Genomic DNA, 26,266 nt, shown 5'->3' on the forward strand with positions numbered 1-26,266 from the left:
CAGTTCCCGTATTCTCTCCACGGTCCCTCCTCGTAGCATACGGCCACCTCCTTCCCTTACAGGAAAGGGTGGCGCTCTCGCCTACAGGTGGGGAATTTTCAACCGCGCCCTTTTGTCCATTTTACACCCGCCGCTGACAGCAATTCAACGACCCGAACATCCGCCTTGCCCAGAAGGTCTCCATCATCTTGGGGGCCTTCAGATGAACGGGGAGCCAGATATTCGGCTGCGGATAGGCCGTAGCCTTTATGATCACGTCCTAAGCGACCTGCGTCGGCCCCATCCATTCGCCTTTGAGCGAGTCGGCTTCCTCTATGCCACGAGTGGTAACGTCGCAGGGGATCCGTACCTGGCCCTCGCGGTTGACTACGATGCGGTCGCGGATGCTGACTATGTGAACGACCCGACCTGCGGAGCGCGGATCGGCTCCGACGCGATCCGAAGGGCCATGCAGCGGGTGCTGAGCACCAACGTCAGCGCCTTCCACGTGCACGTCCACGAGCACCGTGGAACGCCGGCGCTGAGCCGTACCGACAGGCGCGGGCTTCCGGGCGTTGTGGAAGCCCTTCGGAACGCCTGTCCGCAACAGGCCCACGGCCTGGTAGTTCTCAGCAAGGACCACGGCATTGCCGAAGTATGGCTTCCGGGTTCGGATCGTCCTCGTTCGGCTGGCCGGGTCACCATTGTCGGCGCGCCGATGGCGTCGTTTGCGAGGTGCGAATATGACTGACGGCCGCTACTCAAGGCAGTCGTTCCTTGGCCCCGAGGCGCAGTCGATCATCAGCCGTACTCGGGTGGGTGTCGTCGGCCTCGGCGGCGGCGGATCGCACATCGGCCAGCAACTCGCCCACATTGGGTTCGTCGATTACGTTCTGTACGATCCGGACATTGCGAAATGCGTCAACTTGAACCGAACGGTCGGTACGACCGCGGAGGATGTCGCCGCGGGCCGTCTGAAGCTGGATGCGGCGACGCGGCTCATCATCGGTCTGCAGCCCGATGCCGTGATTCGGCCGCACGCCTGCCGGTGGCAGGACCAGCCGGAAGACCTCCGGGGGTGCGACATCGTGTTCGGCTGCGTGGACGGGTTTCGGGGGCGTGATGAGCTCGAGCGGTCCTGCCGGCGCTATATGATCCCGTACGTAGACATCGGCATGGACGTGCACCAGGCGGACGGCGAAGCGCCGCGTATGGGGGGCCAGGTCATCCTCTCGCTGCCCGGCCACCCCTGCATGCGCTGCCTGGGATTCCTTACGAACGAGACCTTGGCGCGCGAAGGCGAGGCTTACGGCGATGCGGGAGTGCATCCGCAAGTGGTGTGGGCGAACGGAATGCTCGCCTCCGCGGCCGTTGGCGTCGGAGTCGACCTGCTCACCGACTGGACCCGGTCGCTCCGGGGCCCGGTCTACCTGTCCTTCGTTGGGAACGACGGGACCTTGACGCCGCACGTGCGGCTGCAGTATCTAGATCTCGAACACTGCACCCATTACCCGATCGGGAGCTGTGGGGACGTTCGCGTCTCCTCGTGATCTCGTCCTCCAACCGGCATCCCACTTGTCGGATAAGGATGGGCTTAGTCAACATTATCGTGATAGCGACCTGGCGCAAATAAGGAAACCGCCAGATCGCTGAACCAGGAAAGGAACGTCAAATGGCTGGAACATCAAAGCGCGGGTGGCCGAGGGACAGTTATACCGGCCCGGGAGGCGGGCTCTCGACCGGACCCGGCGGAGGTATGTCCACCGGACCCGGTGGCGGAATGTCCACCGGACCCGGTGGCGGACTCTACACTGGGCCGGGTGGCGGACTCTACACTGGGCCGGGCGGCGGGCTGTACACCGGGCCGGGCGGCGGACTCTACACTGGGCCGGGCGGCGGGCTGTACACCGGGCCGGGCGGCGGACTCTACACTGGGCCGGGCGGCGGGCTGTACACCGGGCCGTGTAGCAAGCCCTATCGCAGTAACCAACCGCCGCGCGAAGTCCTCCTGAAATACCTGAGTCAGCACGGGATGAAGGAAGCCCTCGCTTGTCTGACAAAGGCATGGCGGTCGTAGGTGGATTTGGCACCTGCCGGAAGATTCCCGTCCATTTCGTTCAATACTCTAGGCCTGTCCGGCCGAGTCTCTCGGACCATATTAGGACAGTATCTACGAAATGGTGCCAAGTTTCGCTCTTCAGGTCCACCATAGTTAACAGACAAAGGAAACTGAGGCCGCAAGGTCTCTTTTTCGATGCTGCTTTTCGCACCTTCTTGACAGAGTAAGGCAGCATGGGGACAGGGACTGTCGTTAGAGTGCTACCCCACATATGGCGGGATGATAGGGTATGCCAGCAAGGGGACCTCGCCGGCGTCTCCGCATCGCTTTGCGGCTTTGCGGAGAGCGGCAAGCTTGGCCGGGCTGCCGTCTAGGCAGGCTAGCAGGTCACCGTCGGCGCACTGTTCAATCGCCTCTGCGCTGCAGAGGCCGGCGCTCAATAGGCGCTGATAGTCTCCTCGCCCAAGCGCACCGTCCGCTTTTGAGGCAATGGCGGCGGCGGCTGCCGTAACGCCTGCTTCTAGGCGCGTCAGCAGGCGCTCGTAGCGATCGGCGAGGTTCAAGTCGGGGTGAAGGATCATCGCGACGCTGGCCACCGTACCGAGGAGGTCGTACGTTCGCTCCGTGATGCTACGGATTGGGCCTGCGATTGGCTCGGGCCGGCTGAACCTCGTCAGAGTCTCCTCTATTCGGCTCATAGGCCAGTCCGTGATCCAGAGCAGGCACGCGACGGCCTTCTTCGCCCTTAGGGTGGGGACGTGACGTTCCGACACGGAGTGGTGCAGCGCTCTCAGCACTTCCGGCGCTACGCCTTGTGCCGCGAGTTCGTTCGGCCAAGCCTGCGGCTCCTTCTGGGTACTTGCCTTGTTGATTGGGAACAGCACGGCATCAAGCTCAACGGTCAACTGCGTTGCGGTGATTAGTGTCGGGTCGTTGATGCTGGCGACGGGAAGAGGTGCGAGGACCTCGACCAGCCTGGTGATCGACTCTACCTCGACCCCGCCCTGGCCACACAGTCGGCCCAGTTCTGTCAGGCGGTAACCGCCCTCCGACGCTCGTTCCACGAGCCGATGGCGCTCCAAATCACCCAGAGATTCCAGGAGTTGCCCCCGGTCCCAAGACCACCGGTCATTCCGCTGGACCAGCTGGAATGCACCGAAACTTCCCTCAAGAAACTCCACGATATTTTCGTCGGTCAGCGGGCGGGCGGCCGAACGCTGGGCTGCCGCCAGAACGCGGACGATGAGGGAGCGCGGATCGGTTCCCTCGACGAGGAACCGCGATTCGATATTCTCGGGAGTCCCCCGCACGTAGCGTGTCCAGTACTCGTACTCCTCCCGCGGACTCAGGGCGAGGAGGTACGAGTGACCGTGTTCGGAAAACCCCAGGCGGCCAGCCCGGCCACAGATGTTCTTGTACTCCGCGATTGAGTATGGCCCTGAGCCTGGATGCTCCAGCCCGACGATCACGACGGCTTCCGCCGGCGTATTCACCCCCATCGCCAAGGTCGTCGTTGCGGCGATCACGCGGACCGGCGAGTTCGGAGCCCTGAACTCCTGTTCAATGACGAGCCGCTCATCCCGCGACAGGTCGGCTGTGTGGAAGGCAATTCCGCTACGGAGGGCTAAGCGGAGGTCCTCCGATGAACGCGACGGATCACCGGTAGGAAGGCCCTGCAGGGCCGCATCTGCCGCTGGTAGGCCGAGTTCCCTGGCGAGGTACTTGGCACAACCGACAGCCTCGCCTTTCCTTTCCCGAAAGACAATTACCTGCTTTCCTTCGCCGACGAGCCGCCGTACCAAGGGGATGACCCAGTCTTGGCTTGAGCCCTTGCCGTAGATTCGCCGGACATGACCTTGATCGATCCGTTCCACTCCACTGTCCGGCTCGATGTACCGGAACGACCCGTCAGCCAGTAGCAGGCCTTCGTCCAGGGGGACTGGCCGGTCTGTTCGCCGCAACAAGCGGGAGTCCAACCAGCGTTCTAGTCCGTTCGTGTCCCCGATCACCGCGGAGAGAGCGATCAGCTGGGGCTCGACGCCGCTCCGCCGCCGCATTCGAAGCAAAGTGAGTACGAACTCCAGGTTCACGCCGCGCGAGGAGTCTGCGATCATCTGCACCTCGTCGACAACGATGCACCCTACTTGGTCCAGGAGGTGGGGATATGCCAGAGCCAGGTTCCCGAACTTCTCGTAAGTGAGGAGACAAATGTCGTACTGCCCGCGCAGCAATGCCGGGTCCATGATTTCGCCGGTGGCCCGGACGGTCCGAATACCCAGGTCGCCGTAGGTACGGACGAACTGCTGGTGCTTGTCGTTCACCAGAGCCTTCAGGGGCAGAAGGAAGAGCGTGCGCTTCCGTTCCAAGGCTCCTTGAAGCGCAGCTAGCTCTCCAATCATAGTCTTGCCTGACGACGTTGGTGCTGACACGACAAGGTGCTGGCCGTCAAGGACCCCGTACTCGTTGATCGCGTCGACCTGAAGCTGGTTCAGGGAGGGAATTGCGCCCGACCACGCGCCCAGGAACGCTTCAGGAAAACCAAAGGCCGCAAGCGAACCGATGTCGGCGCTCGCATTCAATCGTCCGTGCTCAGGGAACGCCGCGGCATAGCGTTGGCCAGGGTGGAAGATCGGCCAAGTCAGCTCGCCGTCAAGCTGGCCTCTCATTGTCGGGTGCTGGGGCTTTCCGAGGGCAGCCGCCCCAGCGGTCACTCGCTGAACGACGAATTCCAGCAGGCGCAGCACGGCCACTTTGCCACCCTGACGCACTTCCTCCGCCCCCTGCAACGCCTCTAGCAGGTAGTACGTCAGAAGCCCGTGGCGAAGGCGGCCGTTTTCCCAAGCCTCCTCCGTCGCGGATGAGGCGGTCAGGATCAGCCGGCCTTCGCCCTTCATTTCCTCAAGGGCGCTCTCGACTGACTGGAGGTTACGCGATGCCGCATCGACCTTTAGGACCTTGGCGCCCATCCCGCCTGAGAAGCAGCAGTCAAGAATACAGACTAGGCGGCGCGCGGGAATGCTTGCGAACCAACGGGCCAAGAGCTCGAGCGGTAGCCCTGTCGAGGAGAGGTCGCTCGGATCCGTATCGTAAAGGACGACCTCGTGGGTCTCGCTGCCGTGGCCCGAGAAGGCGATTACGACGACGTCTTCCTCCTGGCACTGGCTGAGGCGGGAAAACTGGCTTTCCACGGCCTCAAGCGTGGCCGTTTCGTCGACCAGTAACGTGGTGTCGCCGCCGAGCGTGTCCGTAAACAGAGCGTGAAGCGCAGTGGCGTCTTGCCTGGCGCATGTGAGCCAGTTGATTCGGGGCGAATCGTAACGGTCGATGCCGATAAAGAGGCCGTGAAAAGACATTTGGGTACCTGCTAATCAGTTTCCAGCCGCGTTCCAAGCTCATCCTACACCGGTGTGCCGGAAAGGCATAGTGCATTCATTTGGTGCGCACACTTTTGGCACCATCCCGTCGATCGCTCCCCCGGGGTTCCTCTAGCAGGGAGACTATACTATCTTGTGTGAATCCCATGATGGGATTCACACAATCGAGTCGTGAGGATGAACCAATGTCAATGGCCACGGTCGAGCAAATGTACCGCGATATCGAGAAGGTAACGAAGAACCGCGGAGGGGACTTCGTTTCCGAGGCAGTTCTTTCAGTTTTCAACGCGAACCTTACTGAGGCGAAAAAGGCTCACGCCGAGAACGCCATCATTGGGGCTCTGCAGCCCGCTCGGGGACAAGTGCGAAACGCAGAGTTCCTGCTGCTTGTAGGGCAGCTCAAGGCTGCAATGGACGAGGAACAGCCCCCCATCTCCAGCGGGTTCGTCTGACACCCGAGGCCTGCGGGCCACGCTGGGGACGATACCAATTGAACGCCGTTCCAATCCACGGATCTCCCATTCGGCGATAGGCTGCCGCTCCGTTGCCGATTCGGTCGGTGAGGGTCGTGTCCGATGCCAATCAGAACCTGCTGGTAATCGGAATGGGCACGCCAGTTCCTTATTCGCCGCATGCCTCAGCGGGCAGAGCGTCGCCGGACCAGATCAAAGAGCTCTCGCCCCACGATCGCCTCGTGCCCTCCCGGCAGGAGCTTTCCCTGGTGTTGGATCGTCCCTACATAAAATGGGTTGCGAAGGATCTTCCAGAGGGCGGTCGGACTCATCTCCTTCCCCCGGGCCGAACGCATGCCCCGCGTCGTGAGCTCCTTCAGGATCGCCCGGATCGTCATTCCGCGGGCCGCCAGCCGGAAGGCCTCGCGCACCCACGCTGCGGCTTCTTCGACAACCTCGACGCGCGGTTCGCCCCCCTCCCACGCGAGGCGGTAGCCGAGTGGCGGCCGGTAGTTCGGAAGTCCCGCCTCCGCCCGCTCCGCCATCCCTATCCGGGTGCGGCGGGCGACCTCCTCGAAGTAGATGGCGGCGTACCCCCGACGGAGCTCCTCGTCGCTGACGGTCCCTTGGGGAATCGCTGGGTGGTTCATACAAATATGGTGACGAAGAAGCGGGCGCCGCGCCACGTGGGTTGCTGCTGCGCAACGGCGGCATGGCGGATGATCGCATTTCTACGCTCAAAGCACAAGGGCTCCGGCATAAGACAAGCATTGCTGGGGAAGCCATTTCGCGGCCCATCCACCTAATAACGTGGCAATAGACAGCGGGGAACTCACCAGCGTTTCACTAGCGGTAACCTAACATAGGGTTTGCAACTGGGATCTCAATCATCACCTTGGCTCTGCCACCTTCTTGCTCCATTTACCTGTTGTGACATGGAATACACACAAAAATATGGTTCCGGACTAGCATAGTGTTCGGAAAATACCTCAAACTGCACATGTTGGCCTGAGGCGGCGATTTCTTGACTGGTTGTAGTCGGTCACTGCGACGCAGTGCTTCACAGGTCCTTGCTTCCGAGGTGTCGAGTCGAATTGGAGGGACCACACCGCAGGGTGAGTTACCGCTCCGGATTACGCGCCGACTACTACGAGGTGATGGCTGAATATTCAGGAGCGAACACCGATCATGCGCTCACCCAGCGTGCCCTTTGATATTCGCGACAGGCGGGCGATGGTCTCGCTCGGCCCTCTATCATCGAAGCGATATTGTACCTACAGCTGTCCGTTTTGCTATGTCAGCTCTGGGTTTCCATCCTACGTTTCCATGCCCACTAAGGAAATTGTGAGATGGTTGCGCACAAAACGAACGGAGTTTGACATCATCTATCTCAGCGGTGATACGGACTCCTTGGCTCCTCCGAGGCAGTCTGAAGGACTCCGACTGCTCGAGGCGCTATCCGAGTTCGGTGTCGACCTCCTATTCACGACGCGCGCGATTATTTCACCAGAAGGCTTGAAACGCCTTGAGGCGCTCAGAGAGCAGCTGGCGGCTGGTGGCAAACTCCTGTTCGGTTGTGTTAGTGTGGCCCAGTGGACGGTGCCACACGTCGAACCGCGACCCATCCCACTTCCACAGCTCAGGCTCGATCAGTTGCGTCATTTCCGGGATATTGGATTGGTGTCTGTCCTGGCCATGCGACCGTTCCTTCCAAACGTACCACGCTCGGATTATAGTGCGATACTTGACAACTCCCACGCCTTCGTTGACGTTGTTCTCGGAGAGGTGTGGTACGTCGATGAGGACCTCAATATCCTAAGGAGAACGCTCGGTGAATCAGGGGACAGTGAGTTCGAGCTAGCCTCCCATTCGATGGACTTTGATGGTAACGACAAGAAGTGGCTGGTCTATCATGCCCGAGATACCGAGAGCCTGGTTGCCTCGGCCTGTCGGAGGTTCCGTCTTCCTTTCTTCATGAGAAGCGCTCCTGCGATCAACTGGGCGCGGTCTAGGCGGTCAAAGACCGCTGATGGTGCATATTCATCAGCAGAGTGGAAAGACGGTGCTGGAGGGTCGACTGGATGAGGATTTATATCTGCTACACACAGGAGGATCTCAAACAAGCCCAGTTGATTCATAACGACTTGGCTCAACTTGCGCAAAAGGTCTTCTTCGATAAGGAGTCTATACCGACTGGCGAGGACTGGGAGAGGTTGCTCATCAAGGAGCTCAAGTCAAGTGACGCGGTAGTCGTATTGTGGTCTGCGGCGGCTGCACGGTCGCCCTGGGTGATGCGCGAGCTAAGTTCCGCGATCACGCTGCAGAAGCGGATCGTAACTTGTATGCTTGATGACCAAGACCTGTCTCCGCTCATCCAGGACAAGCAGGCTCTCCGATGGGATTCATCTCAAACATCACTTGACAAGCTTCGCATATCTCTAGGGCTAAGCACTGTCGCGTCAAATGAACAGAAAGGTCCCCAGTCTCTGGCTGAGAGCCAATCGGCTTACCGTGAGAGAATAGTCCGGGACTTCGGAACCCTCAGACCGTTAGGTCGAGCCGATGACGCTCCAATTCAAGATCTGTATCTCCCTATGTATCTGAGGCCGATGGGAGAGCAGTTCGGTGTCGATGCACGGATCCCAGCTGGTGAGCTGCTGGCACATGGAGACACTCGGGCGGTGATACTTGGCAGACCGGGCACGGGAAAGTCTACCACCTTACGTTTTTTCGCGTACGACGCCGCAAAACGAGGCGACCTAATGCCGGTATACATCCGTATTGCGGAGCTCCTAAGCACAAGCGATTCCTTGATTGACTACGTCACCAGCCAGTTGAAGGGCCTGCTCGGGAGGCGCGCAGCCGAGTTCATCGCTGAGAGTGACCACTATTGCCGACACACAACCCTGTTACTCCTTGACGGTCTTGACGAGATATCTGAACCTGATCGCGACGGATTCCGCAAACGCCTAAGCAGCTTCCGCACTGCGCAACCCGACTGCCGGATCGTTATCACATCGCGCTACGCCGGATTCGAAGCGAGCGAGTTTGGCGGGTACGACCTCTACGAGTTGTTGGAGCTGTCACCATCCGACGTGGAGTTGTACGTCCATCATGTCGCTGATCCAGAAGTGTGCGAGCAGGCATTGAGAACGATTTTCAATGACTCGCGCCTTTCCAGTTTGGCAAGTACTCCCTTCCTCTTGGCAATGATGTGCGCTATACCCGATTTGCTGGGCAACCGCGCCATTCAGCGAGCTAGTCTCTTCCGTCGATGCACCAGGTATCTCCTAAAGGACTTCGATTGGCAGGATCCCCAGCTTGGTCGTCCAAGAACAACCCAGACCGAATGGAAGGTGCTTGAGAGGGCACTTCAAGCTATCGCAGTCCGCTTTTTCAAGCTTGATGTGAAGGAGGCATTCCGCGAGGAGGAGATTCTTTTCCTCTTGCGATCCGTGGTCGACTCCATGGATGGGATCAACCCTCGTGACGTTTTGGACAAGATAATCCGTTACACCGGCCTTCTGCAACGCCAGGGCGCATCCATTGAATTTGTCCACCGCTCCATATGGGAGTTTTATGTCGCTGAAGGTATGCGTGATGAGGTGATTGAGAACCTGGTGAACAGGGCGACGATTCCGATCTGGGAAGAACCGATTCGACTGTACGTTGGCTTGACGCCGGAGGCCGAGCTTCCTGACCTACTGCGCCGACTGTGGGAACAGAACAAGGGGCTCGCGCTTCGATCGATGATGGAGCTCACTGTCTTCCCCGAGACCATCTTATCTGAATTGGTGAACGGCTTGAAGAGAGATGACCGGGTGCGCCTCATTGCTGAGCTTGAGGACAGCCTCGCTGCCATTCCAAGTCCCTTGGACAAAGTGCGAACACTGCTGGATACCTCCGGAGCATTGCTGAAGGTTGAACGCGATTGCGAAGTAATATATGGCTGCGTTATCTTGCTTGAGCGCTTTGCCGAGCTTTACAATTCGGCCGAATGTAGGGACGCCGTCGCAGAAGTGCTCGGCCTGGTCGAAGCGCCACAGAGACTGACTGATTACCTATCAAGACCGGACTTGCGCCTCGAGTTCGTCCAGATTCCGGCGGGTGAGTTCCCAATGGGCTGCGACGATGAGGGACGCACGCCGGATGAGAAGCCCGAGCACCAGGTCCGAGTGTCGGCGTTCCAGATCAGTAAGTACCAGGTCACCAATAAGCTGTACTACGATGGCTTTCCGTACGCCACAAACCGACGCGACATTCGCTCAGATCAGGACGAACAACCCGTCATTTTCGTGACGTGGTTCGAAGCCTACGTCTTCGCCCGGTGGTTAGGTTGTGAGCTTCCGACCGAGGCGGAATGGGAGTATGCTTGTAGGGCATCAGGTCGGGACGACGAACAGCTATTCGACTACGACCGAATCCCTGAATACGCTTGGTATGCAGAGAACTCGCAGAGGTCGACTCAAGCAGTTGGACGGCTCCGGCCGAATAGCGTTGGCGTTTTTGATATGCTGGGCAATGTCCGCGAGTGGTGTTACGACTGGTTTGACGCGGATTTCTATCAGCGATGTGCAGAGCAAGGAATCGTCGAAGATCCGGTCGGCCCGCGCGACGGGACCAGAAAATCGCTGCGCGGGGGATGCTTCGACTGGAACGTAGCAAACCTGGTTCCAACATATCGGAACTACAATCCGCCAGACAACTCCTATTATGCCAATGGCTTCAGGATAGTAATCCGGAATCCACGCACAGGTGGGGTCGCGACTATGGATCAACGAAAGTAGACAAACATGTTGAATGAATTATCGGCGATGAATGTCAGAATCGGAATAATCGGAACGGGAGTGGGCTTGCGAACTCTGCTTCCTGGTTTTCGCACCGTGCGGGGATGCACGGTCGTGGCGCTAGTAGGGAGCTCGGCAAAGCGCGGAGAGGAGTTGGCGCGGGAGCACAATATACCAAGAGCATATGCCGATTATCACGATCTCGTCGATGCGGAAGACGTCGACCTTGTTTGCGTAGCGACTCCGAACCCTAGGCACTACGAAGAAGTGAAATACGCGTTAAGGCAAGGGAAGCACGTCATCGCTGAAAAGCCGCTAGCAATGACACTGGGGGAAACTGAGGATCTGCGCGACCTCGCCTCTTCAGTGGACAGTATTGCCATCGTCGATCACCAACTTCGATTCAACCCCTATCTGGCGGAAATTCGCAACGTAATCAGTGAAGGCAGGCTAGGAAGGGTCTACTACGTCCGCATCCACCAGCAATCGACAGGCTTTTCCGATCCCAAAGCCCGTTGGAATTGGAGTTTCGATGCTGCGATGGGCGGCGGAGTGCGATTGGCGATGGGTTCACATTTAGTCGACCTAGTGTCGTACTGGCTCGGCACATCGGATTTCAACACCGTCTCCGGAACCATGGATGTAGTGTTCCCATCGCGAGTCGACTTCGAAGGTGCCGAGCGGACTGTCGAGGCTAGCAGCTACTTTGGGGCCGTCCTGTCCGGAGTGAACGGTCTCACCGTTCACCTCGCGGCGACCGCAGCTGCGTTTTCGGGCGCCCGCTTCGATGTATCGATATATGGTACGGACGGTGAGATCCAGTTCGATTTGTCTGGCAAACTGCGCGGCTCATTCACCAGTAACCGCGGGAATCTCTCTATCATTCCAGTTCTCGGTGCGACGGAGGACGATCGCGATAACAAGGTTTCCATCTTTAAGGGATCGTTTGTCTATCTCGCTCCGCTGCTGATTAGGGCGATTGCTGAGAAGGATCGCACGTTACTCGCCAGCGCCGCGAGTTTTGACGATGCCGTACACACACAGCGAGTTCTCGACTGTATTCGAGCATCGGCCAGCGAAGGTCGAACTATGCAAACTGCAGACAGGTATTTCTGTAATGTCCACGAGCAATAGCCCTTCCCGAAAGTCAACGACATATCTCACATCGCGTCGACTTATTCTCTCTCTGGTCGTGATCTTGGGAGTTGGACTAGTCGTGGGATCGTATGTCCTTCGCAACAGTGCTTGGGTCTCCGGATGCTTGCTAAATTTGGGGGATGGCTTGATATGTTCAGCGGTTGTCTACCTGCTGTTCGAATTCCTGATCGGCGATAGGGATAAGGCGCGGGCACGAATGGAATCGTTGCGCCGAGACCTTTACGGGGAGGATCGCGCCCTTCGTGCGCGCGCGCTTTCGGAGATGAGCGAGTCCGGCCTGCTCAAGGGCATTGATCTCAGAGCAGTCCAGATGGAAGGAGCCGTCCTGGAAGGAGCGAGTTTAGTCGCAACGAACTTGGTTGCGGCTAACCTCTTTGGAGCGCGACTATCGCGCTCGGATTTGTCAGGAGCGAGACTATGCAGGGCTAATCTTCAAGGTTGCCTGATGATGAGCACAGTACTCAGTGGGGCAAACTTGGACGGGGCAGAACTGCAATCGACGTTTTTGAGCAAAGCGGACCTGCGCGGATGCAGTCTCCGAGGGGCCAACCTTACTGGGGCCGTTCTGACGGGAGCGTTAATCGATGACGCCGACTTTACGGGCGCTACTATGACGGGTGCCGATATATCAGGGTTGCTCGGTACTCCGTCGGCCATATCTCTCGAAGACCTTCAGCGAATGACCGTTTGCGAAATCTCTTTACCAGGGTAGCGGCGTGGTGATGGCTACATTCCCGCCATGTCCCAACTGAGCCGCTTGAGCCGAACCGACCATTCGAGGACGGTATCAATGAACAGTCCCCAAGTTTCTCTCGGCAGGTCCACCATTTTGGAATTAGGGTCCGCCAACTGGCGGGAAACCAGGTATGGGACTGTAAGATTGATGGTGCCAAACCCGGATTCCCGGTCGTAGGCGGGCGGGACGGCGAAAACCATGTGGCAGACCGTCCTTTTTTGTTGTCCAGAGCCCATTTCCCACGCCGCGAACGGGTCCTGCAGTAAGGTGCCAACCCGCGCGAATGCCGCGGTGTAGTCGGGCGGCCTCTCGCCGGCCTGGTGGCGCTCGCGCTCCAGCGCGGCCCGCTCTTTTCGCAGCCGCACTATTTCCTGCTCGTAGGCGCTCACGAGCTCGTCGTCGGTGATCTGACCGATCCGCCGCGCGAGCTTGCCCACCTGATCGTCCAGGTCGCCGAGCCGATCGGCCACGTTCCCGGCGCCGGCCTTCCACTCCGCTAGCCGCTCCGTCCAGATCTCCGTCGTCACCTCCTCCATCACGTGGATCTCCTCGTCCCTGACGGCCAGCCCCTCGAGGAGCGTGCCGAAGTCGGCGTGCAGCACCCGCTCCTTGATCCTGTGTCCGTACCGGGCGCAGTTCCCCTGGTTGTAGCAGTGATAGCAGGGATACTTGCCCTTGACCACGCTCGCGGTGAGGGGCCGTCCGCACCCGGCGCAGCGAACGAAGTTGCGCAGGACCAGCCGGTCATCGGAATCCGCTCGCGCCAATGGCTGCTCCGGCCTTCCGCTGAGACGGTCCTCGATCCGATAGGCGGTAGCCGCGTTGATCAGCGGCTCGTGCCTCCCCTTCCGACGGGCGATGGCCCAGGGTCTGTACTCGATATACCCGGCGTAAAACCAGCGGCTCTCCAACACGCGGCCGACCGCCATCTCGTACTTGCTCGCAAAGGCTCGCCCGACCGATGGGTAGTAGCCGTTCTCTTTGAAGAACACCATAATGTCGCGCTTTGAGAGGAAGCGGTAGGTGGCGAATCCCTCCAGCGCCGCCCGCACGAGCTCCGCCCGGGCTGGGTCCGGCACGAGGAGCTTCTTGTGATCGGGGTGCTTCACGTACAGGTAGCCGGGCGGAGCCGGGAAGACCCAGAAGCCGCCTTCGAGCCGGGCCCGCTGGCGATTGATCACCTGCTCGCGGTTGCCGGTGCGGCCGTACTGGGCGACAGCGGCGAAGATCGTCTCCACCATTTCGCCCATCGCATTCTCCTCGAACTTGAAGGACGGGCTTTCCAGGCGCCCGCCGCATGCCTTAATGGCCGCGCGCAGCTGGATGTGCGTGCTGACGTCGCGGGCGATGCGGGAGATGTCGTCGACCACGACGACCACCTCGCCGGCACCCCGGTGCGACCGAAGATACGCCAAGAGCTCCTGGATGCCCGGACGGTCGAGAAGCGCCCCGGAGACGCCCTCGTCGCGAAAGACGTCGTCGACGCGGTAACCCCTTGCCTGGGAATAGGCTCGGCAGCGCTGCTCCTGGCTTAGGAGTCCGTTGCCGTCTCTGACCTGGCGCTCGCTCGAGACGCGGACGTAGATGACGCTGGGGGGTGCGGTGAGCATGTTACATGATTATCTGAGTCGCGCTTGTCGGAGTCCGGGGAAAGCTCGTGGAAGTAGCCGTCGAGGATCTGCCCGACCAGTCCGATGAGATCGGCGATGTGCTCCTCCCGTTGATCCACGGGCATGCCCATTCGGGAGAGCCAGGGGTCGCAGCGCGCGGCCAGGTCATTGTAGCGCTCAGGCAGTTTCATGCCTTCAGGCTGGCAGGTCCTTCCGGAGCCGCCAAGCAGCGGTGCGCGGCTGCAATCATCAGGGAACCTCCGTGTCGCATCGCCTGGTCTGACGCGGCGGCGTTGGACATCCGACTTTCGCATTTCCGTTCACGACTGTCAATAGGCGCCCACCGACTGACGTTGCGCGGGGCGTCTCCGCCGCTGAGCCGCCTGCACGCATGCGCCCGCTTCCCCCTCCGGCCGGATCGCGGAACCCGCCGCGGGGTGACGGTCTGCCCCCGGGGCGGTTGCATCGCCGCAACGCTCCTTGCAGGGGGAGATTAACTCACGCACGCTGGACATGTACAACAAACGAATTCCAGGAGGGGAATGCCAACAACCGTCAGCCGGAGGACCCACAACCGCATCGCCGCCATCATGCTGCACACAAGCAGGTACGCATTCGAGGGGCAGGCGCGCTTGGCGGCGGATGCCGGCATCTCCCGCTCGGCAGTCAGCCGAGTCCTGAGCGGATTCTCGGAACCGAGCGTGTATGTGCTGCTGGCGATCACTGGGGCGCTGGAGATAGAAACCGGCCGGCGGATCGACGTGCGCGACCTCATTTCCGCCGACGGCACCTACCCCACCCCCTTCGTCTGCGACGTGGTCGGCTGCATGGGCTGCCTTCCGGAGCAGGCGCTGGACGAGCACGGGAACCGTCAGCCCGAGTATGCGGGCGTCAAGCCGGGCCAGTGGGTCGGTGACAACCTGGTCGTGAAGGAGGACGAATGACGCCGTTCAGGCCGGTAGCCGCGCCGGACCCCCTGGGTGGGGAAATCCTTAGCCGCTTGTCCCGGCTCAGCTACCGCGCCCTCGAGGAGTGCATCGCCCAACTCATCGGCCGACTCGGCTTCCAAGACACCACGGTGCTCGGCCGCGCCCACCTCCGCCAGAGGACAAGCCACGGAGGGTACGACCTGCGGGCGGCCCACCGCACCGGCATCACGACGGCGCTCACGGTTATCCAGCTCAAGCAGTACGAGCGTCCGGTCGGCCGGCGGTTCGTGGACGAATTGCGCGGCGCGATGTTGCGGGCGAACGCCGCCCAGGGGATCCTCGTCTCACTCTCTTCCTTTTCACAGACGGCAGTTCGGGCGGCTTCCGCCGCCAACGCCGTCCCGGTCCGCCTGATCGGCGGTGAAGAACTGGCCACACTGCTGGCCCGGCACGGGGTAGGCCTGCTTGACACCAACGGCGGAGGCCATCGCCTAGACGAGCTCTACTTCGCGGGCCTGGATGACCTGTACCCCCCAAAAGCAGAACGGCGGTCCGGTGTCACCGTGGCCGCCGCTGTCCGCAGTGCGACCGGAGCGCGCCCCAACTTAGCCGCGAGAAATGGCGGTGAGATGATGTTCCGCACGCATGCCATGCTAGCCGTTAGCTCTCTCTGGTTGATGCAGGTCGTTCCGCCGGGGATCGGGCCAGCGACGGCCGGTACGGTTTCCGTCACTGCGGTCTTCGGTGCGATGCTGCCGGATTTGGACGCGTCCGAGTCGGTAATCCGGTCGATCGGAATCGGAGGGGTCAGGCCGTTCGACCCGATGGGCTACGCCGCCCACTCGGCTTGGGGCCACCGCGGCCCCCTCCACTCCACCTACGGCCTCGCGGCGATTCTCGTCGCCGGCTTATTGGCGGTTCCGTGGTGGGGCTGGCAGCCCTCGGCGGCGCTCTGGATCGGCTACGCGAGCCACCTCGCAGCCGATGCTTGCACTCGCTCGGGCATCCCCTTCCTGCCGTGGCGGAAGCGCCGCTTCCACCTGCTACCGAAGAACTTGCGGCTCCTTACCGGCTCCCAGGCCGAAGACCTACTCCTGGCGGTGCTGGCGGTAGCCGCAATGGCGCTTCTATTCTCAGTCGCTAGAAACTAACCGCCGCGGCCCCGTGCGATGTATGCGAAGCGCAGATCATTTATTCCCGTCGGCCCGGTCGCCTCCCCGCGACCCGCGTCACCCGTGGCCATGGTGCTAGGGGATCACGTTTGTGAGTGCGAAGGAGCCGCCCCCCGTATCGAGGGGCGGCTCCTTCCGGCCATCCGCGCCGGGCGGTGGTACCGGACCAACCGGTCCGCCGTCCGGCCGATGTACCTTACCCACGGTACCTTGTCCGGTGATTACACGCCAGCAGCGTTGCGACTCCGCAACGGAGGCCTATGAACGCCGCCTTCACCACGACCCCGCAGAGCATGTCCCGGGTCGGGCGCCTCGGCACGCCCTTCGCCGTCCTGATGGCGCGCCTCGATGCGACCCCTGACGGGCACTTCCGTCCGGGGTCGTTCGTCGTTTTTACCGAGAGCCTACGCGCCTCGGGGATTCTGGCCGAACTGGCTCCGGACAGCCTGCGCGACCTCTTACTCCTCCTCACCTTCGCCAAGCCAGACGGAGACTGCCTGGCTACGGCGGACGGTTTCGCCGCCGCTCTCGGCGTGACCGAATCCGAGGGCCGGTCGCGCTTGAAACGCCTCGCCGACATTCGCTGGCGCGGCGCGCCGGTTGCCGCAAGCCTGAAAAGCCCGCCCGGAGTAGAGACGTACCGCCCGTCTCCGACAGTCCTCGGACTCCTGGGCGAGCTCGATGTCAAAGAGGAGGAGCGCCGCCTTGACTACCGTCCAGCCGGCAGAGCCGCCGTGACCGCCTATTCGCGCGCACAATATGCCCGACCCCGTGCGGAGGTCGAGCGCCAGATCGCGGAGATGAACGGCTGGACAGACCCGGAAACGGCACAGGGGATCGTTACGTCGGACGACGTGCTGGACCGTGACGCCCTGCGGCGGCTCGGTAGATTCGGCGTGCCGGATGCCCGAGCGAACGAACTCGTTAGGAGGTATGGAGCCAAACGCGTTATCAAGCAGGCCGAGTGGATCCGATACCGTAAGGCCCGTCGGCCGGTGGCGATGCTCATCGCCTCCATCGAACGCGACTTCGGCGAGCCGGAGGCACTCAAGATCCGGAATCCGTTACCCCCTAGAGCCCCGGATGGCACCGCCTCTTCGTCGTAAACGAGCCGTCGGCATCTCGTATGCCTTCGTCCCGGTGCCGGCGGTCTTGATCGACACGGTGATGCCGCGTCTTTCCGACACCGAATGGCGCCTACTTTGCGTCGTCGTCCGGGCAACTATAGGGTGGAGGGACAATGCCAGCGGACGCCGGAAGGCCCGCGACTGGCTCACCCAGGGGCAGCTGAGACGCCGAACGGGACGGGGCAGCGAGGCCCTCAGCCACGCGGTAGACGGCCTCGTGAGGCGCGGGCTGGTCGTCGTAACTAACGCCAGTGGGAAGCCACTTTCGACTAGGACGCTGCGCCGGAGGTGCGGCGGCCGGCTATATTTCGAGTTATCCACAGCGGGGCTTTCCGCCGCCAAACCCGTTACCTTTTCGGATTCCGAACTTCGAAAATCGAAAACAACAAAAGAAACTGAGAACAAGAGATAATAACGAATGTGGATATGTGGATAAGTCCGGGGCACCGGAACGCTAGTCCTGGAGACCCTGTTGCGTTTCGGCAGCGCCACTATGGGACCATACTTCCCAGACGCGACAGTACACCTTGCGGCCCGGCCCGGTACACCTGGTCGAACCGGTCCATGCCGGAGGCAAGGTCGCGCATTTCGGGGCTAACCCAACTCAAGGCCTCCAACACCCAGGCGTGCTTCTGAGGAAGGTCAGGCACGCTCCACACGGGCTCGTGGTGGAAGACACGGTTTCTCAGTCGCCTAACCGCGTCGAAGCGCCCGGCGACATTCGCGCGAACTCGCAACCGCCTAGGCATGCCGGGGAAGGCGGTCTTTAGGAGATGCGGCCAGAGAGTGTGAGTACGCTCATAGCGAACATCCAGTAAGCCTGTCCAGAAGCCCAGGTGAAGCGCCGCCACCATGTCAGGCGGGTTGACCGGCTGGCCTGTCCGCACCCGGCTCGCCAACGTCTCGGTGATGGACCGCACTTCCTGTGGGCGAAGGAACGCAGCCGGGCCGCCAGAGACCCATTCTATGCGCGAGTGCCACATGCTGACGGTGCGATAGAGCGTGTTTCGAAGGGAGACTTCGGCATGGTGGATAGCCGGATACAAGGCCTCACAGAGGGCCACATTCCACAGATAACGGGCGATCACGTCTTCAGCTGGATCCGATGGCGAAAGGCGGTACGGCGCCAGGCGGTCCAGTGAGACGCAGGACTCCAAGGCGGCAAGCGCCGCTGCGTCTAGGGCAATCGGTGGTTGATTTTGTGTGCTCAATGGGGTATCATGTTTCTGCAAGCCCCGGGGTGTCCTCTCCCGGCCGAAAGGTCGGTGATGATCCCGGGGCCAGCCCTTTTTTGGCATCTTAGGTGCCAAACTCCACGCCAGCCCTCGGTTCAATCCAGGCTGGCGTTTCTCTATAGTTTGGCGCCGCTCGTCCATCCGCCAGTCAAATCCACGACCACTGTCGGCCGCAGGCACGCCTTTCGCAGTGGTCCGCCGCGCTTCTGGCCGGCTGGCGGAGGCGATTTCTGGTGGCAGCTGTGTGTGCAGGCCGCGCTCGGCCGATGGCTGCGAGTGCTAACTCCGGGATGTCGCGCGCCCCACCGGTCAGCTGGTGGAGAAAGCCGGTCGGGCGCGCGAAGGTCGATCACAAGTGGAAGAGAACGCGGGCGGTAACTGCCAACGCGGCCACCGTGAGCACTAGCAGAAAGTTCGGCAGGCACCCCCCGCCTCCATTCTTGATTGGTCCCGGCCCGAACCAGCCGCCGATTCGGTTATTAGGTATCTCGGCCATAGCCATCCACCGTCTCCTTTCCGCCGCGCCCCGGTAAGGGTGGCGGCGATCCGTTTCCTCTCGTTCCCAGTCCCAATATCCCGTCCGTTCCTGATCCCAGGAGGCCGGCCGGACTGCATACCAGGCAATCGTCGCGCCGCTCGCCTTCCTCGACGGCCCACATCGCCGGCTGCGTCAGGTCGTAGTAGACGTATGGGGCCGTCGGCAAGCATCCGGTCGCGAGCTTGACAACCTCCCAGACGAGGGCGCTTGCCACGACGCCGTTCAGGAACGCGACCTGGGGGGCGGGAATACGCTCCCCCCGGATGTAGCCGGCCCGCTCCGAGAGCGCGTGCTGCTCCGCCGTTTGCTCCTCAAGGCTCCGCTCGGCCGCCTCCTTGTCGAGGCATGCCAGGCAGGGAGTCACGCCCGGCACGACCGTGCGGACCTGGCCGCCGGCCGCGGCGATTCGCCCGCCCTCCGCCCGTACACCGACCCCGGCGTCCACGAAGGGAAGGAGGGCGCAGGCGCAGAGGGCGTTTACGAAGTGGCGCACGGCGTGGGAGTCCACCGCCCCGACCACGATGTCTGCGTCCAGGAGATGCGCCCAGCACGCTCTCTCTCTGACGTCGCCTTCCATCGCCACCCCTCCGACGGCGGGGCAGAGCGCCTCAAGTCCCCGGCTTAAGGCCCGCACTTTGCCCTCGCCCGCCCGTACCTGGCGCGCCGTTACGAGGACTTGACGGTTGGCGTTGCTCGCTTCCAACCGGTCCGGATCGATGAGAAGGAGGCGCCCGACGCCCAGGAGGCCCAGCCCCTGGACGATCTGGCTGCCCAGACCTCCGCCCCCGACCACTGCGACGGCGAGGCCGCCGAGAATCGCCTGGCCCACCTCTCCGAAGGCCCGCACCTGCCGCTCGAAGACCGCCGCCTGCCGGGCGGAGAGCGATCCCTGAGGCGCTCCCGACGGACGCCGGAATCGAAGCGGCGCCTCCAGGACGGTCAGGGCGCCGACCGGAATGGCCCGCCGCCTCGAGGGGTCATAGATCCGGGCCTCGAAGCCCAGGTCTCGGCCGAAGACCGCCGTCGCGTGCCGGAACGGGGGCGGGATCTCCTTCGTCGCACGGAACTTGCGGGTATCGCTGGCGTCGTCGATCCCGGAGAAACGCGGCGCCTCCGTCCAGGGGTGGCTGTGCGCCTCCAGGAGCGACAGGCCCTCCGCCTCGCAGCGGTCGAGGATCTCCCCGACGAACGCCTCACTGGTAACCACCCGTGTCCGCGATCGCTCGGCGTAGGCCGTCTCTGGCACCGGCACCACCTCCCGCCCCAGGAGAAGGGTGCGCCGCTTCCCCTCCGCCCGGCCGCAGAGGACGAACCCCTTGCTCTCCACGTCCCGGCGCGTGAGCAGGAGGCGCCCCAGCTCTTCGTACTGGCTCCCGCGGAGCCTGATCTCAGCTTCCATGTCCGCTTCCTCCTAGCGCCGCCAGCGGGCGAAGGCGTCCGCCGCCAGGCTGCAGAGCGAGAGAAGGGAGTTGCCGCGCAGGGGGTCGTCGCTCGGCCGCCAGCTCCGCAGGTGCAGGCTGCAGGCCGCCCACCCCCTGAGGGTCGGCGCGGAGCGGCCGGACCGGACCTCGAAGTAGTGGCCCGGCCTGCGGCCCCGGCAGCGCAGGCCGGGGTCGCAGAAGAACCAGTCCGGCGGCGTCCGCGGGTACGAGCCCGGCAGTTGGAACAGCACGTCCGTCACCGCACGGTTGTACCCGGCCGGGAGCGGCATGTCGCGCAGTACCACCCAGGTCCCGCCGTCCGGATCAACATCAACGGTCTTGGTTTCCGAGAAGGCAGCGGCCGCGAGGGCCGCCTCGCGCCGGATGCGCCGGATGCGCCAATCGTTGTCCATCATCTCACCTTTTCCTTTCCGGGCTCCCGGCGGGGACGGACCGCCGTCCCCGCCGGAAGCGCCCTTTACCCGTCTTCCCAGACCGGGAGGTTGCGCCCGGCCACGTTCTTGAGGCCGTTAGCCGTCCGCGCGGCGGCCGGCTGCCCCGCGGGCGCCACGGACACGCGGTACTTCTCGCCGTTCACGTCGACCTCCTCGATCGCGCCGGCCACGTTTTCCTGAGTTTCCATATCAACTTTCCTTTCCTTGTTCCCCCCCGGTCGCCTTTGCGCCGGCGGGAGCGCTTCTAGCTCTACCCTTTCCGCTCCGCGAGCACCCTACCTGGGCGGCCCCCGTGCCTGCGCCGGCCATATCTCCGTCACTTTTCCGTCGTGGGTATGCCACACCGGGGCGAGGGGGCCTTGGGCGGCGATTTCCGCGGTGGTGGCCAGGAGCACCCGGTGGCGGGGAAAGCGCCGACTGATCGCCGCGAGGTGGGCGAGGCGGCGGGCACCGGTCGTTTGGACCAGAAGCGCCGGTTCCTCCCCGCCGTAGGCGTCTCCGTAGACTCCGGCGTCGACGAAGGTCGCGAAGCCCGCCAGCTTGTCCTGGAACTGGCGCTCGCCCGTGTGCCCGAGGTCCATCTCCAGGAAGGCGTCCCGGAACCTCTCCCCTTGGGCTAGACGGAAGGATCCGTCGGGGCGGAAGATCTGGCGCCGCCAGGGTCCTCCGCCCGCCTGCCGGACCTCGTACTCGTGCCGGCAGAGGATCTCGGGGACCCAGCGCACGAGCTCAAGGCCGCTGCCCCTCGCCTTCGCATCGAGCCTGAGCGCGAAGTCGACCACCGCCAGGGCGTGGTCGCGGAAGCGCGGTGTGGGAGACTTCCGAGTGAGTTGGCGGACGTTGTCGGCCGACATGCCGAGGCGGTCCGCCACCAACGGGGCAGCCTTCATCGCGATTGAGTAGACCGCCTGAGCCCCATAGGGGGCCTCGCCGGGGTAGGAGCGCAGCACGAAGCCGTGGTCGAAGAGAAGGCGCAGGCGGGCGTTCGCCCGCTTCACAGACCCGAAGTGGCGCGCCTCCACCTGGCCGCGGCTCATCGCCCTGTGCAGGAAGAGGTCGGCCAGAAGCGCGCCGTCCCGTTCCGTCAGAACCATGCCGCCGCGCCGCTCCCGCTCGAATCGGCTGCGCGGCTTAGGCTTCGAAGAGTTCGCTTCTGGCATAGCGTACCTCCCAGTCCTTCCTTGGTCCCGATGCCGGGTCTTCCGATCGCATCGCGTCCTGGCGTTCGCGCCTGGCTTCCAGTTCCGCGTCGGCGGCCTCCTTCTTCACGGCAAAGCGGGTATATCCGGCAGAAACCGTATACGCCACCTGGCGGGCCGATACGGCGGGATCGGTGTAGCGCGGAACGCGGATCTTGACCGACGGCTGTCCGCGCCTTACGAGGTAGGCCTGTCCCACCGGCTGGCGGATGATGTCCATTTGGACTACCTCGCGGTTGTAGCCGCCCACGATCTCGCGGGCCAGATCGGAGGAGTCCACGGCGCCTGTCTGGAAGTAGAGCTGTGTCGCGGCGTTGACGCGTACTGCGTCCCGGAGCTTCCCTGGAAGCTGCGACAGGTTCTGGTGGGATAGTACGAGCCCGAGGCCGAACCGCCGCCCCTCGGCGACGACCTGCTCGAACCGGTCGGTGGCCATCGTCTCGAACTCGTCCACGAAGAGCGTTACCGGAATGCGGGCCGCCTCCGGGATGTCTGCCCGAGCCATCATCGCGTTCTGGAAGGCCGCGACGACGAGCCCGCCGGCCAGGTGGGCCGCCTCGTGCAGGCGGTCGACGGCCAGGGCGACGAGCAGGATGGTTCCCGGTCCCGCATCGAAGAGCCGGCCGAGGGGCAGACAGGAGCGCAGCCCGAACATGCGCCGGAGCCTTGGGATCGACAGAAGGGCGGTGACCTTGTTGAGGACCGGCAGGCGCCACTCCTGGCGCTTGGCCGGGGTGATTTCCCAGAAGCGCCGGAAGAACTCGCGCACCAGGGGGTCGCCGACCGCGGCAACGACCTGCTGCGAGTATCCGGGGTTGGATAGCAGGGCATCCACCTCCAGGAGCGAGCCGCCTGTCTCGGCCAGGGCGATGAGGGCGTTCCTGAGGGTCTCCTCCAACTGGACGCCCCAGGACTCGGCCTCGTGCCGCAGGACGGAGAGAACGAAGAGCGCCCTTCCGTACGGCTCCCCGTCGCCGACAAGCGGATTCATAGGGACCACCCGGTCCTCGTCGCGAAGGTCGACCAGCACCAGCCTCCGCTGCAGCGCGGCCGGCGATACCGACGCGGCAAGCCACAGGAGGACGCGGTCCACGAGGTCGCCGCGCAGGTCGATGACGCAGACGCTCCGTCCGCTGGCGATGGTTCCGGTAATCAGGTTGAGATTGAGGTTCGTCTTCCCGCTTCCGCTGGAGCCGACCGCCCAGAGGTGCTTCAGCTGGTCTCGGGGTGAGAAGTAGATCGGATCGGACGGTCCCGTGATGCGGCCGATCACGTAGGGCACGGTGCTGCCTAGCTGGACGTACCCATGGCGCAGGAGATGCTGGCGCAGCGCCGCCGCGGCAGCGGCTTCTGCCATGGAGGAGTTCGAACGGCTGAGTGAGAAGGACGACATGATCAGGTCCTCCCCCGAGCGCGGCCCGAGCGTGGATGATGCGGGCCGGGTTGCTCGGGGCGTTGCCCGGGGAGTTGCCCGGCATGGGCGACCGGTTTCCGCGGACGCGGCCGGAGTGAAGGGATTCCAACAGGGTGGCTTTTTCGCATCGATCACCTCCCTGAACGCCCGCGTCGCATAGCCTCGACGGGGCTGAACTGCTGCTGCTGGTTCGAGATGTCGGCCTTGGCGAGGTTGACATAGTGGCGGGTCATTTGGAGGTTGGTGTGTCCGAGGATTTGCTGTAGCGAGAAGCTATTGCCGCCGTTTCGCAAAAAGCTGACGGCGAACGTATGCCTCCAGGTATGGGGGGAACAGCGCTTCTTGGTTACACCGGCGGCCGTGCCCAGTCGCTCCATGAGCTGCAGAAGCCCAGAACGGGTCAAGGCACCGTTGCCCTCGGTCCGGCGATCCCCGCAAAAGACCGCGTCGGATTCACGCAGCGGCTGAACTGTGTGTTCGGGGCTGCGGCCTCGCCGCTTATAGGTACGCCGCGAGGGCTGGACTCGCTGGTTTTCGTGGATCAGGTTCCAGAGAGCGCCATAGGTGGTGGGACCGTAATAGACCGTGCGCCGTTTGTCACCCTTGCCGAGCACAGTGACGGCGTTGTGTTCGAGGTCGAGGTCAGCGTACGTGATGCCGCAGAGCTCCGAGGCGCGAATCCCGGTATCCAGAAGCAGCGATAGAATGGCAACATCGCGCTTGGGGTGGTGGGATTCCTTGGCGGCGGCGAACAGCCGCTCCAACTCGTCCGGGTCAAATGACTTGATCTGGTCGACGGGTGCATCAGGGGTACCCATCCCCTGCATCGGCGAGACGGACAAGTAGCCGTCTTTGACCAGGTAGTTGAAGAACGCTGCAAGGTACTGGTAGTACGTCAGCTTCGTGCGCTTGCCGTCGGGTTTGGTCAGGCGCGAATCGCCCCAGCGGCCGCCATCCTTCGAGTGGTCGGCTACCAGGTAAGCGAGAAAGTCCTCGATCTCAAAGCGGCCAAATGAGGCATGTCCGTTGGCGCGAAGGTACCAAAGGAACTTGCCGACGATGAACCTCTTGAGGTCTAAGGTTGTGGGAGAGTGGTTGCGGTTCTGGCTATACCGGAACCACAGATCTGCATAGCGAACAAGCGTATCGAGTTCGATCCGCACCTCTTGGGGGCGCGGAAGACTGCCTTGAGGTGGCACATACCAAAGCGGTGCAACATCCATAATGCCCTCCGGATTTCTCCTGGAGGGCAGCACGGTAAGTTACCAAAACGGTTCATCCAAGCGTCATTTTGCGCCGACACCCGGAATCTGGTGGGCCCTACTGGATTCGAACCAGTGACCTCTTCGGTGTGAACGAAGCGCTCTCCCACTGAGCCAAGGGCCCGGACATTTTACGCTTGGGCAGTCCCCAGGTTAGCCCCCGACTCCGCGTTTGGGCACGGCATTTCAGGCTGAACCATGGGCTTACCAACCCCATTATATCGGTCCATCCAGGCTCACGTCTAGCCCGCGCATTGCATCATCAGAAAGCTTACCTAAGTTGGATGGTTGCCTCATCTAAGAATCTTACCGGCTGGGGTCCTTCAGGGGACCGGCCGGAGGAAGATGAGGCAGATGATGAGTCTCGCGACCAAACGGGAACTGGTGGCATCGTTGGCACCGCGGTACTTTCGCGCGAGTCGCGGCGAGAAGAGTCGGATACTGGACGAGTTCGTTGCATCCACAGGGTACCATCGCAAGTACGCAATGGCGATCCTGAAACACCCAAACGTACGGACCCGGAAAGATAAACGGGAGCGCAAACCCCGATACGGACAGGAGGTAGCCGCCGCTCTTCGTCGCTGCTGGGAGACGCTGAGGTGTCCCTGCTCCAAACGTCTCGTTCCATTCCTTTCCGAACTCGTACCGATCCTGGAGCGATACGGGGAGTTATCCATAAAGGAAGAATGCCGTTCTCGCCTCTTGGAGCTGTCGACCGCAACGGCCGACCGCCTTCTCAAGGACGCGAGAAAGCAATACGGCCAGACGACCACCCGTAGCGGTACGCTGCTCAAGCACCAGATCCCGATCCACACGTATGCGGACTGGTGTGACACCAAGCCCGGCCACGTAGAGGCCGATCTGGTAGCCCATTGTGGAGATACGACCGAGGGCTGGTACCTGAACACCCTGGTCCTGGTGGACGTTGCCACCGGCTGGATCGAGCCTCTTTCCCTGCTCTATAAGGGACAGCAGACGGTGAAGGACGGTATCGAGCAGATTCGCCGCCGTCTGCCCTTCCCCTTACGGGGATTGGACTGTGACAATGGAAGCGAGTTCCTGAACAGAATGCTCTTCAAGTACTGCAAGGAGACGGCGATTCACTTCACCCGATGCCGCCCCTACAAGAAAAACGACCAGTGCCACGTCGAGCAGAAGAACGGGGCCGTCATCCGCTCCTATGTCGGTTACGATCGTTATGAAGGCATCCCGGCCAAGCAGCGCATGGACGCCCTCTACGAACAGGTGCGCCTCCTGGTCAACTTCTTCTTACCCTCCATGAAGCTTCTCGAGAAGACCCGAGAGGGCGCCAGGGTCAGGAAGACCTATGATACACCCCGGACTCCCTATCAGCGAGTG

General features: G+C 62.3%; 21 protein-coding genes and 1 tRNA gene. 11 read left to right on the plus strand and 11 right to left on the minus strand.

The window, feature by feature from the left end; genetic code table 11:
- Positions 1 to 202 precede the first annotated feature (202 nt).
- The 3 genes from VGM51_07100 to VGM51_07110 all read left to right on the plus strand — a co-directional run bounded on the left by VGM51_07100 (position 203) and on the right by VGM51_07110 (position 2,056).
- Positions 203 to 730, plus strand: coding sequence for a hypothetical protein (locus tag VGM51_07100; GenBank protein HEY3412809.1), 528 nt, complete (start codon positions 203 to 205; stop codon positions 728 to 730).
- A complete protein-coding gene (locus VGM51_07105) occupies positions 723 to 1,529 on the plus strand; it encodes a ThiF family adenylyltransferase (GenBank protein ID HEY3412810.1) in 807 nt (268 codons plus the stop codon). Before VGM51_07100 ends, VGM51_07105 begins: the two co-directional genes overlap by 8 nt.
- 122 nt (positions 1,530 to 1,651) lie before the next feature.
- A complete protein-coding gene (locus VGM51_07110; GenBank protein HEY3412811.1) occupies positions 1,652 to 2,056 on the plus strand; it encodes a hypothetical protein in 405 nt (134 codons plus the stop codon).
- Between the two features lie 242 nt (positions 2,057 to 2,298).
- On the opposite strand, the gene VGM51_07115 is transcribed toward VGM51_07110, so the two are convergent.
- Entirely contained in the window at positions 2,299 to 5,391 is a 3,093-nt protein-coding gene (locus VGM51_07115; GenBank protein HEY3412812.1) for a DEAD/DEAH box helicase, read from the minus strand.
- Between the two features lie 206 nt (positions 5,392 to 5,597).
- Here VGM51_07115 and VGM51_07120 point away from each other — a divergent pair, with 206 nt between their 5' ends.
- Positions 5,598 to 5,864, plus strand: a complete 267-nt coding sequence (locus VGM51_07120; GenBank protein ID HEY3412813.1) for a hypothetical protein — start codon at positions 5,598 to 5,600, stop codon at positions 5,862 to 5,864.
- 185 nt (positions 5,865 to 6,049) lie between these two features.
- Here the strand turns inward: VGM51_07120 and VGM51_07125 are convergent, their stop codons facing one another.
- Positions 6,050 to 6,514 carry a recombinase family protein gene (locus VGM51_07125; protein ID HEY3412814.1) on the minus strand — a complete coding sequence of 155 codons (465 nt, stop codon included), beginning with the start codon at positions 6,512 to 6,514 and terminating at the stop codon, positions 6,050 to 6,052.
- Between the two features lie 583 nt (positions 6,515 to 7,097).
- Between VGM51_07125 and VGM51_07130 the strand changes: the two genes are divergently transcribed.
- From VGM51_07130 to VGM51_07140, 3 genes are read left to right on the plus strand one after another with little or no spacing between them, the layout of a single operon-like run.
- Complete coding sequence (locus VGM51_07130) at positions 7,098 to 7,949, plus strand: radical SAM protein (GenBank protein HEY3412815.1); 852 nt, start codon at positions 7,098 to 7,100, stop codon at positions 7,947 to 7,949.
- A complete protein-coding gene (locus VGM51_07135) occupies positions 7,946 to 10,651 on the plus strand; it encodes an SUMF1/EgtB/PvdO family nonheme iron enzyme (GenBank protein ID HEY3412816.1) in 2,706 nt (901 codons plus the stop codon). Before VGM51_07130 ends, VGM51_07135 begins: the two co-directional genes overlap by 4 nt.
- A 27-nt stretch (positions 10,652 to 10,678) precedes the next feature.
- Positions 10,679 to 11,785 (plus strand): Gfo/Idh/MocA family oxidoreductase, encoded by a 1,107-nt coding sequence (locus tag VGM51_07140; GenBank protein HEY3412817.1) that lies wholly within the window; start codon positions 10,679 to 10,681, stop codon positions 11,783 to 11,785.
- A gap of 750 nt (positions 11,786 to 12,535) precedes the next feature.
- On the opposite strand, the gene VGM51_07145 is transcribed toward VGM51_07140, so the two are convergent.
- A complete protein-coding gene (locus tag VGM51_07145; GenBank protein HEY3412818.1) occupies positions 12,536 to 14,155 on the minus strand; it encodes a recombinase family protein in 1,620 nt (539 codons plus the stop codon).
- A 542-nt stretch (positions 14,156 to 14,697) separates the two neighbouring features.
- On the opposite strand from VGM51_07145, the gene VGM51_07150 reads away from it, so the two are divergent.
- From VGM51_07150 to VGM51_07160, 3 genes are all read left to right on the plus strand, one after another.
- Positions 14,698 to 15,099, plus strand: coding sequence for a helix-turn-helix transcriptional regulator (locus tag VGM51_07150; GenBank protein HEY3412819.1), 402 nt, complete (start codon positions 14,698 to 14,700; stop codon positions 15,097 to 15,099).
- Positions 15,096 to 16,235, plus strand: coding sequence for a restriction endonuclease (locus VGM51_07155; protein HEY3412820.1), 1,140 nt, complete (start codon positions 15,096 to 15,098; stop codon positions 16,233 to 16,235). Before VGM51_07150 ends, VGM51_07155 begins: the two co-directional genes overlap by 4 nt.
- Positions 16,236 to 16,516: 281 nt before the next feature.
- Positions 16,517 to 17,362: a hypothetical protein gene (locus VGM51_07160; GenBank protein ID HEY3412821.1), complete on the plus strand. Its 846-nt coding sequence runs from the start codon at positions 16,517 to 16,519 to the stop codon at positions 17,360 to 17,362.
- A gap of 512 nt (positions 17,363 to 17,874) precedes the next feature.
- Here the strand turns inward: VGM51_07160 and VGM51_07165 are convergent.
- From VGM51_07165 to VGM51_07200, 8 genes are all read right to left on the minus strand, one after another.
- Positions 17,875 to 18,594 (minus strand): hypothetical protein, encoded by a 720-nt coding sequence (locus VGM51_07165; GenBank protein ID HEY3412822.1) that lies wholly within the window; start codon positions 18,592 to 18,594, stop codon positions 17,875 to 17,877.
- 503 nt (positions 18,595 to 19,097) lie between these two features.
- Entirely contained in the window at positions 19,098 to 20,555 is a 1,458-nt protein-coding gene (locus tag VGM51_07170) for a ThiF family adenylyltransferase (GenBank protein HEY3412823.1), read from the minus strand.
- A 12-nt stretch (positions 20,556 to 20,567) separates the two neighbouring features.
- Positions 20,568 to 20,993 (minus strand): E2/UBC family protein, encoded by a 426-nt coding sequence (locus tag VGM51_07175; GenBank protein HEY3412824.1) that lies wholly within the window; start codon positions 20,991 to 20,993, stop codon positions 20,568 to 20,570.
- Positions 20,994 to 21,055: 62 nt separating this feature from the next.
- On the minus strand, positions 21,056 to 21,220 hold the full coding sequence (locus tag VGM51_07180) for a hypothetical protein (GenBank protein HEY3412825.1): 165 nt from the start codon (positions 21,218 to 21,220) through the stop codon (positions 21,056 to 21,058).
- An 87-nt stretch (positions 21,221 to 21,307) separates the two neighbouring features.
- Positions 21,308 to 22,192 carry a replication-relaxation family protein gene (locus VGM51_07185; protein HEY3412826.1) on the minus strand — a complete coding sequence of 295 codons (885 nt, stop codon included), beginning with the start codon at positions 22,190 to 22,192 and terminating at the stop codon, positions 21,308 to 21,310.
- Complete coding sequence (locus VGM51_07190; protein ID HEY3412827.1) at positions 22,164 to 23,588, minus strand: hypothetical protein; 1,425 nt, start codon at positions 23,586 to 23,588, stop codon at positions 22,164 to 22,166. Before VGM51_07190 ends, VGM51_07185 begins: the two co-directional genes overlap by 29 nt.
- A gap of 188 nt (positions 23,589 to 23,776) precedes the next feature.
- Entirely contained in the window at positions 23,777 to 24,868 is a 1,092-nt protein-coding gene (locus VGM51_07195; GenBank protein HEY3412828.1) for a tyrosine-type recombinase/integrase, read from the minus strand.
- 88 nt (positions 24,869 to 24,956) lie between these two features.
- Positions 24,957 to 25,031 (minus strand) — tRNA-Val (locus VGM51_07200).
- Between the two features lie 230 nt (positions 25,032 to 25,261).
- On the opposite strand from VGM51_07200, the gene VGM51_07205 reads away from it, so the two are divergent.
- Positions 25,262 to 26,266, plus strand: a 1,005-nt coding sequence (locus tag VGM51_07205) for a transposase family protein (protein HEY3412829.1), incomplete at its 3' end; no start/stop codon positions are given.

This window comes from Armatimonadota bacterium (genome assembly GCA_036504095.1).
Lineage (GTDB): Bacteria > Armatimonadota > DTGP01 > JAKQQT01 > JAKQQT01 > DASXUL01.

Coding starts and splice junctions, on each gene's coding strand:
- VGM51_07120 (HEY3412813.1), top strand. CDS start 5,598: ATGTCAATGGCCACGGTCGAGCAAATGTACCGCGATATCGAGAAGGTA.
- VGM51_07190 (HEY3412827.1), bottom strand. CDS start 23,588: ATGGCAGAAGCCGCTGCCGCGGCGGCGCTGCGCCAGCATCTCCTGCGC.
- VGM51_07105 (HEY3412810.1), top strand. CDS start 723: ATGACTGACGGCCGCTACTCAAGGCAGTCGTTCCTTGGCCCCGAGGCG.
- VGM51_07175 (HEY3412824.1), bottom strand. CDS start 20,993: ATGATGGACAACGATTGGCGCATCCGGCGCATCCGGCGCGAGGCGGCC.
- VGM51_07145 (HEY3412818.1), bottom strand. CDS start 14,155: ATGCTCACCGCACCCCCCAGCGTCATCTACGTCCGCGTCTCGAGCGAG.
- VGM51_07115 (HEY3412812.1), bottom strand. CDS start 5,391: ATGTCTTTTCACGGCCTCTTTATCGGCATCGACCGTTACGATTCGCCC.
- VGM51_07110 (HEY3412811.1), top strand. CDS start 1,652: ATGGCTGGAACATCAAAGCGCGGGTGGCCGAGGGACAGTTATACCGGC.
- VGM51_07130 (HEY3412815.1), top strand. CDS start 7,098: ATGGTCTCGCTCGGCCCTCTATCATCGAAGCGATATTGTACCTACAGC.
- VGM51_07150 (HEY3412819.1), top strand. CDS start 14,698: ATGCCAACAACCGTCAGCCGGAGGACCCACAACCGCATCGCCGCCATC.
- VGM51_07125 (HEY3412814.1), bottom strand. CDS start 6,514: ATGAACCACCCAGCGATTCCCCAAGGGACCGTCAGCGACGAGGAGCTC.
- VGM51_07140 (HEY3412817.1), top strand. CDS start 10,679: ATGAATGTCAGAATCGGAATAATCGGAACGGGAGTGGGCTTGCGAACT.
- VGM51_07155 (HEY3412820.1), top strand. CDS start 15,096: ATGACGCCGTTCAGGCCGGTAGCCGCGCCGGACCCCCTGGGTGGGGAA.
- VGM51_07170 (HEY3412823.1), bottom strand. CDS start 20,555: ATGGAAGCTGAGATCAGGCTCCGCGGGAGCCAGTACGAAGAGCTGGGG.
- VGM51_07160 (HEY3412821.1), top strand. CDS start 16,517: ATGAACGCCGCCTTCACCACGACCCCGCAGAGCATGTCCCGGGTCGGG.
- VGM51_07185 (HEY3412826.1), bottom strand. CDS start 22,192: ATGCCAGAAGCGAACTCTTCGAAGCCTAAGCCGCGCAGCCGATTCGAG.
- VGM51_07195 (HEY3412828.1), bottom strand. CDS start 24,868: ATGGATGTTGCACCGCTTTGGTATGTGCCACCTCAAGGCAGTCTTCCG.
- VGM51_07100 (HEY3412809.1), top strand. CDS start 203: ATGAACGGGGAGCCAGATATTCGGCTGCGGATAGGCCGTAGCCTTTAT.
- VGM51_07135 (HEY3412816.1), top strand. CDS start 7,946: ATGAGGATTTATATCTGCTACACACAGGAGGATCTCAAACAAGCCCAG.
- VGM51_07180 (HEY3412825.1), bottom strand. CDS start 21,220: ATGGAAACTCAGGAAAACGTGGCCGGCGCGATCGAGGAGGTCGACGTG.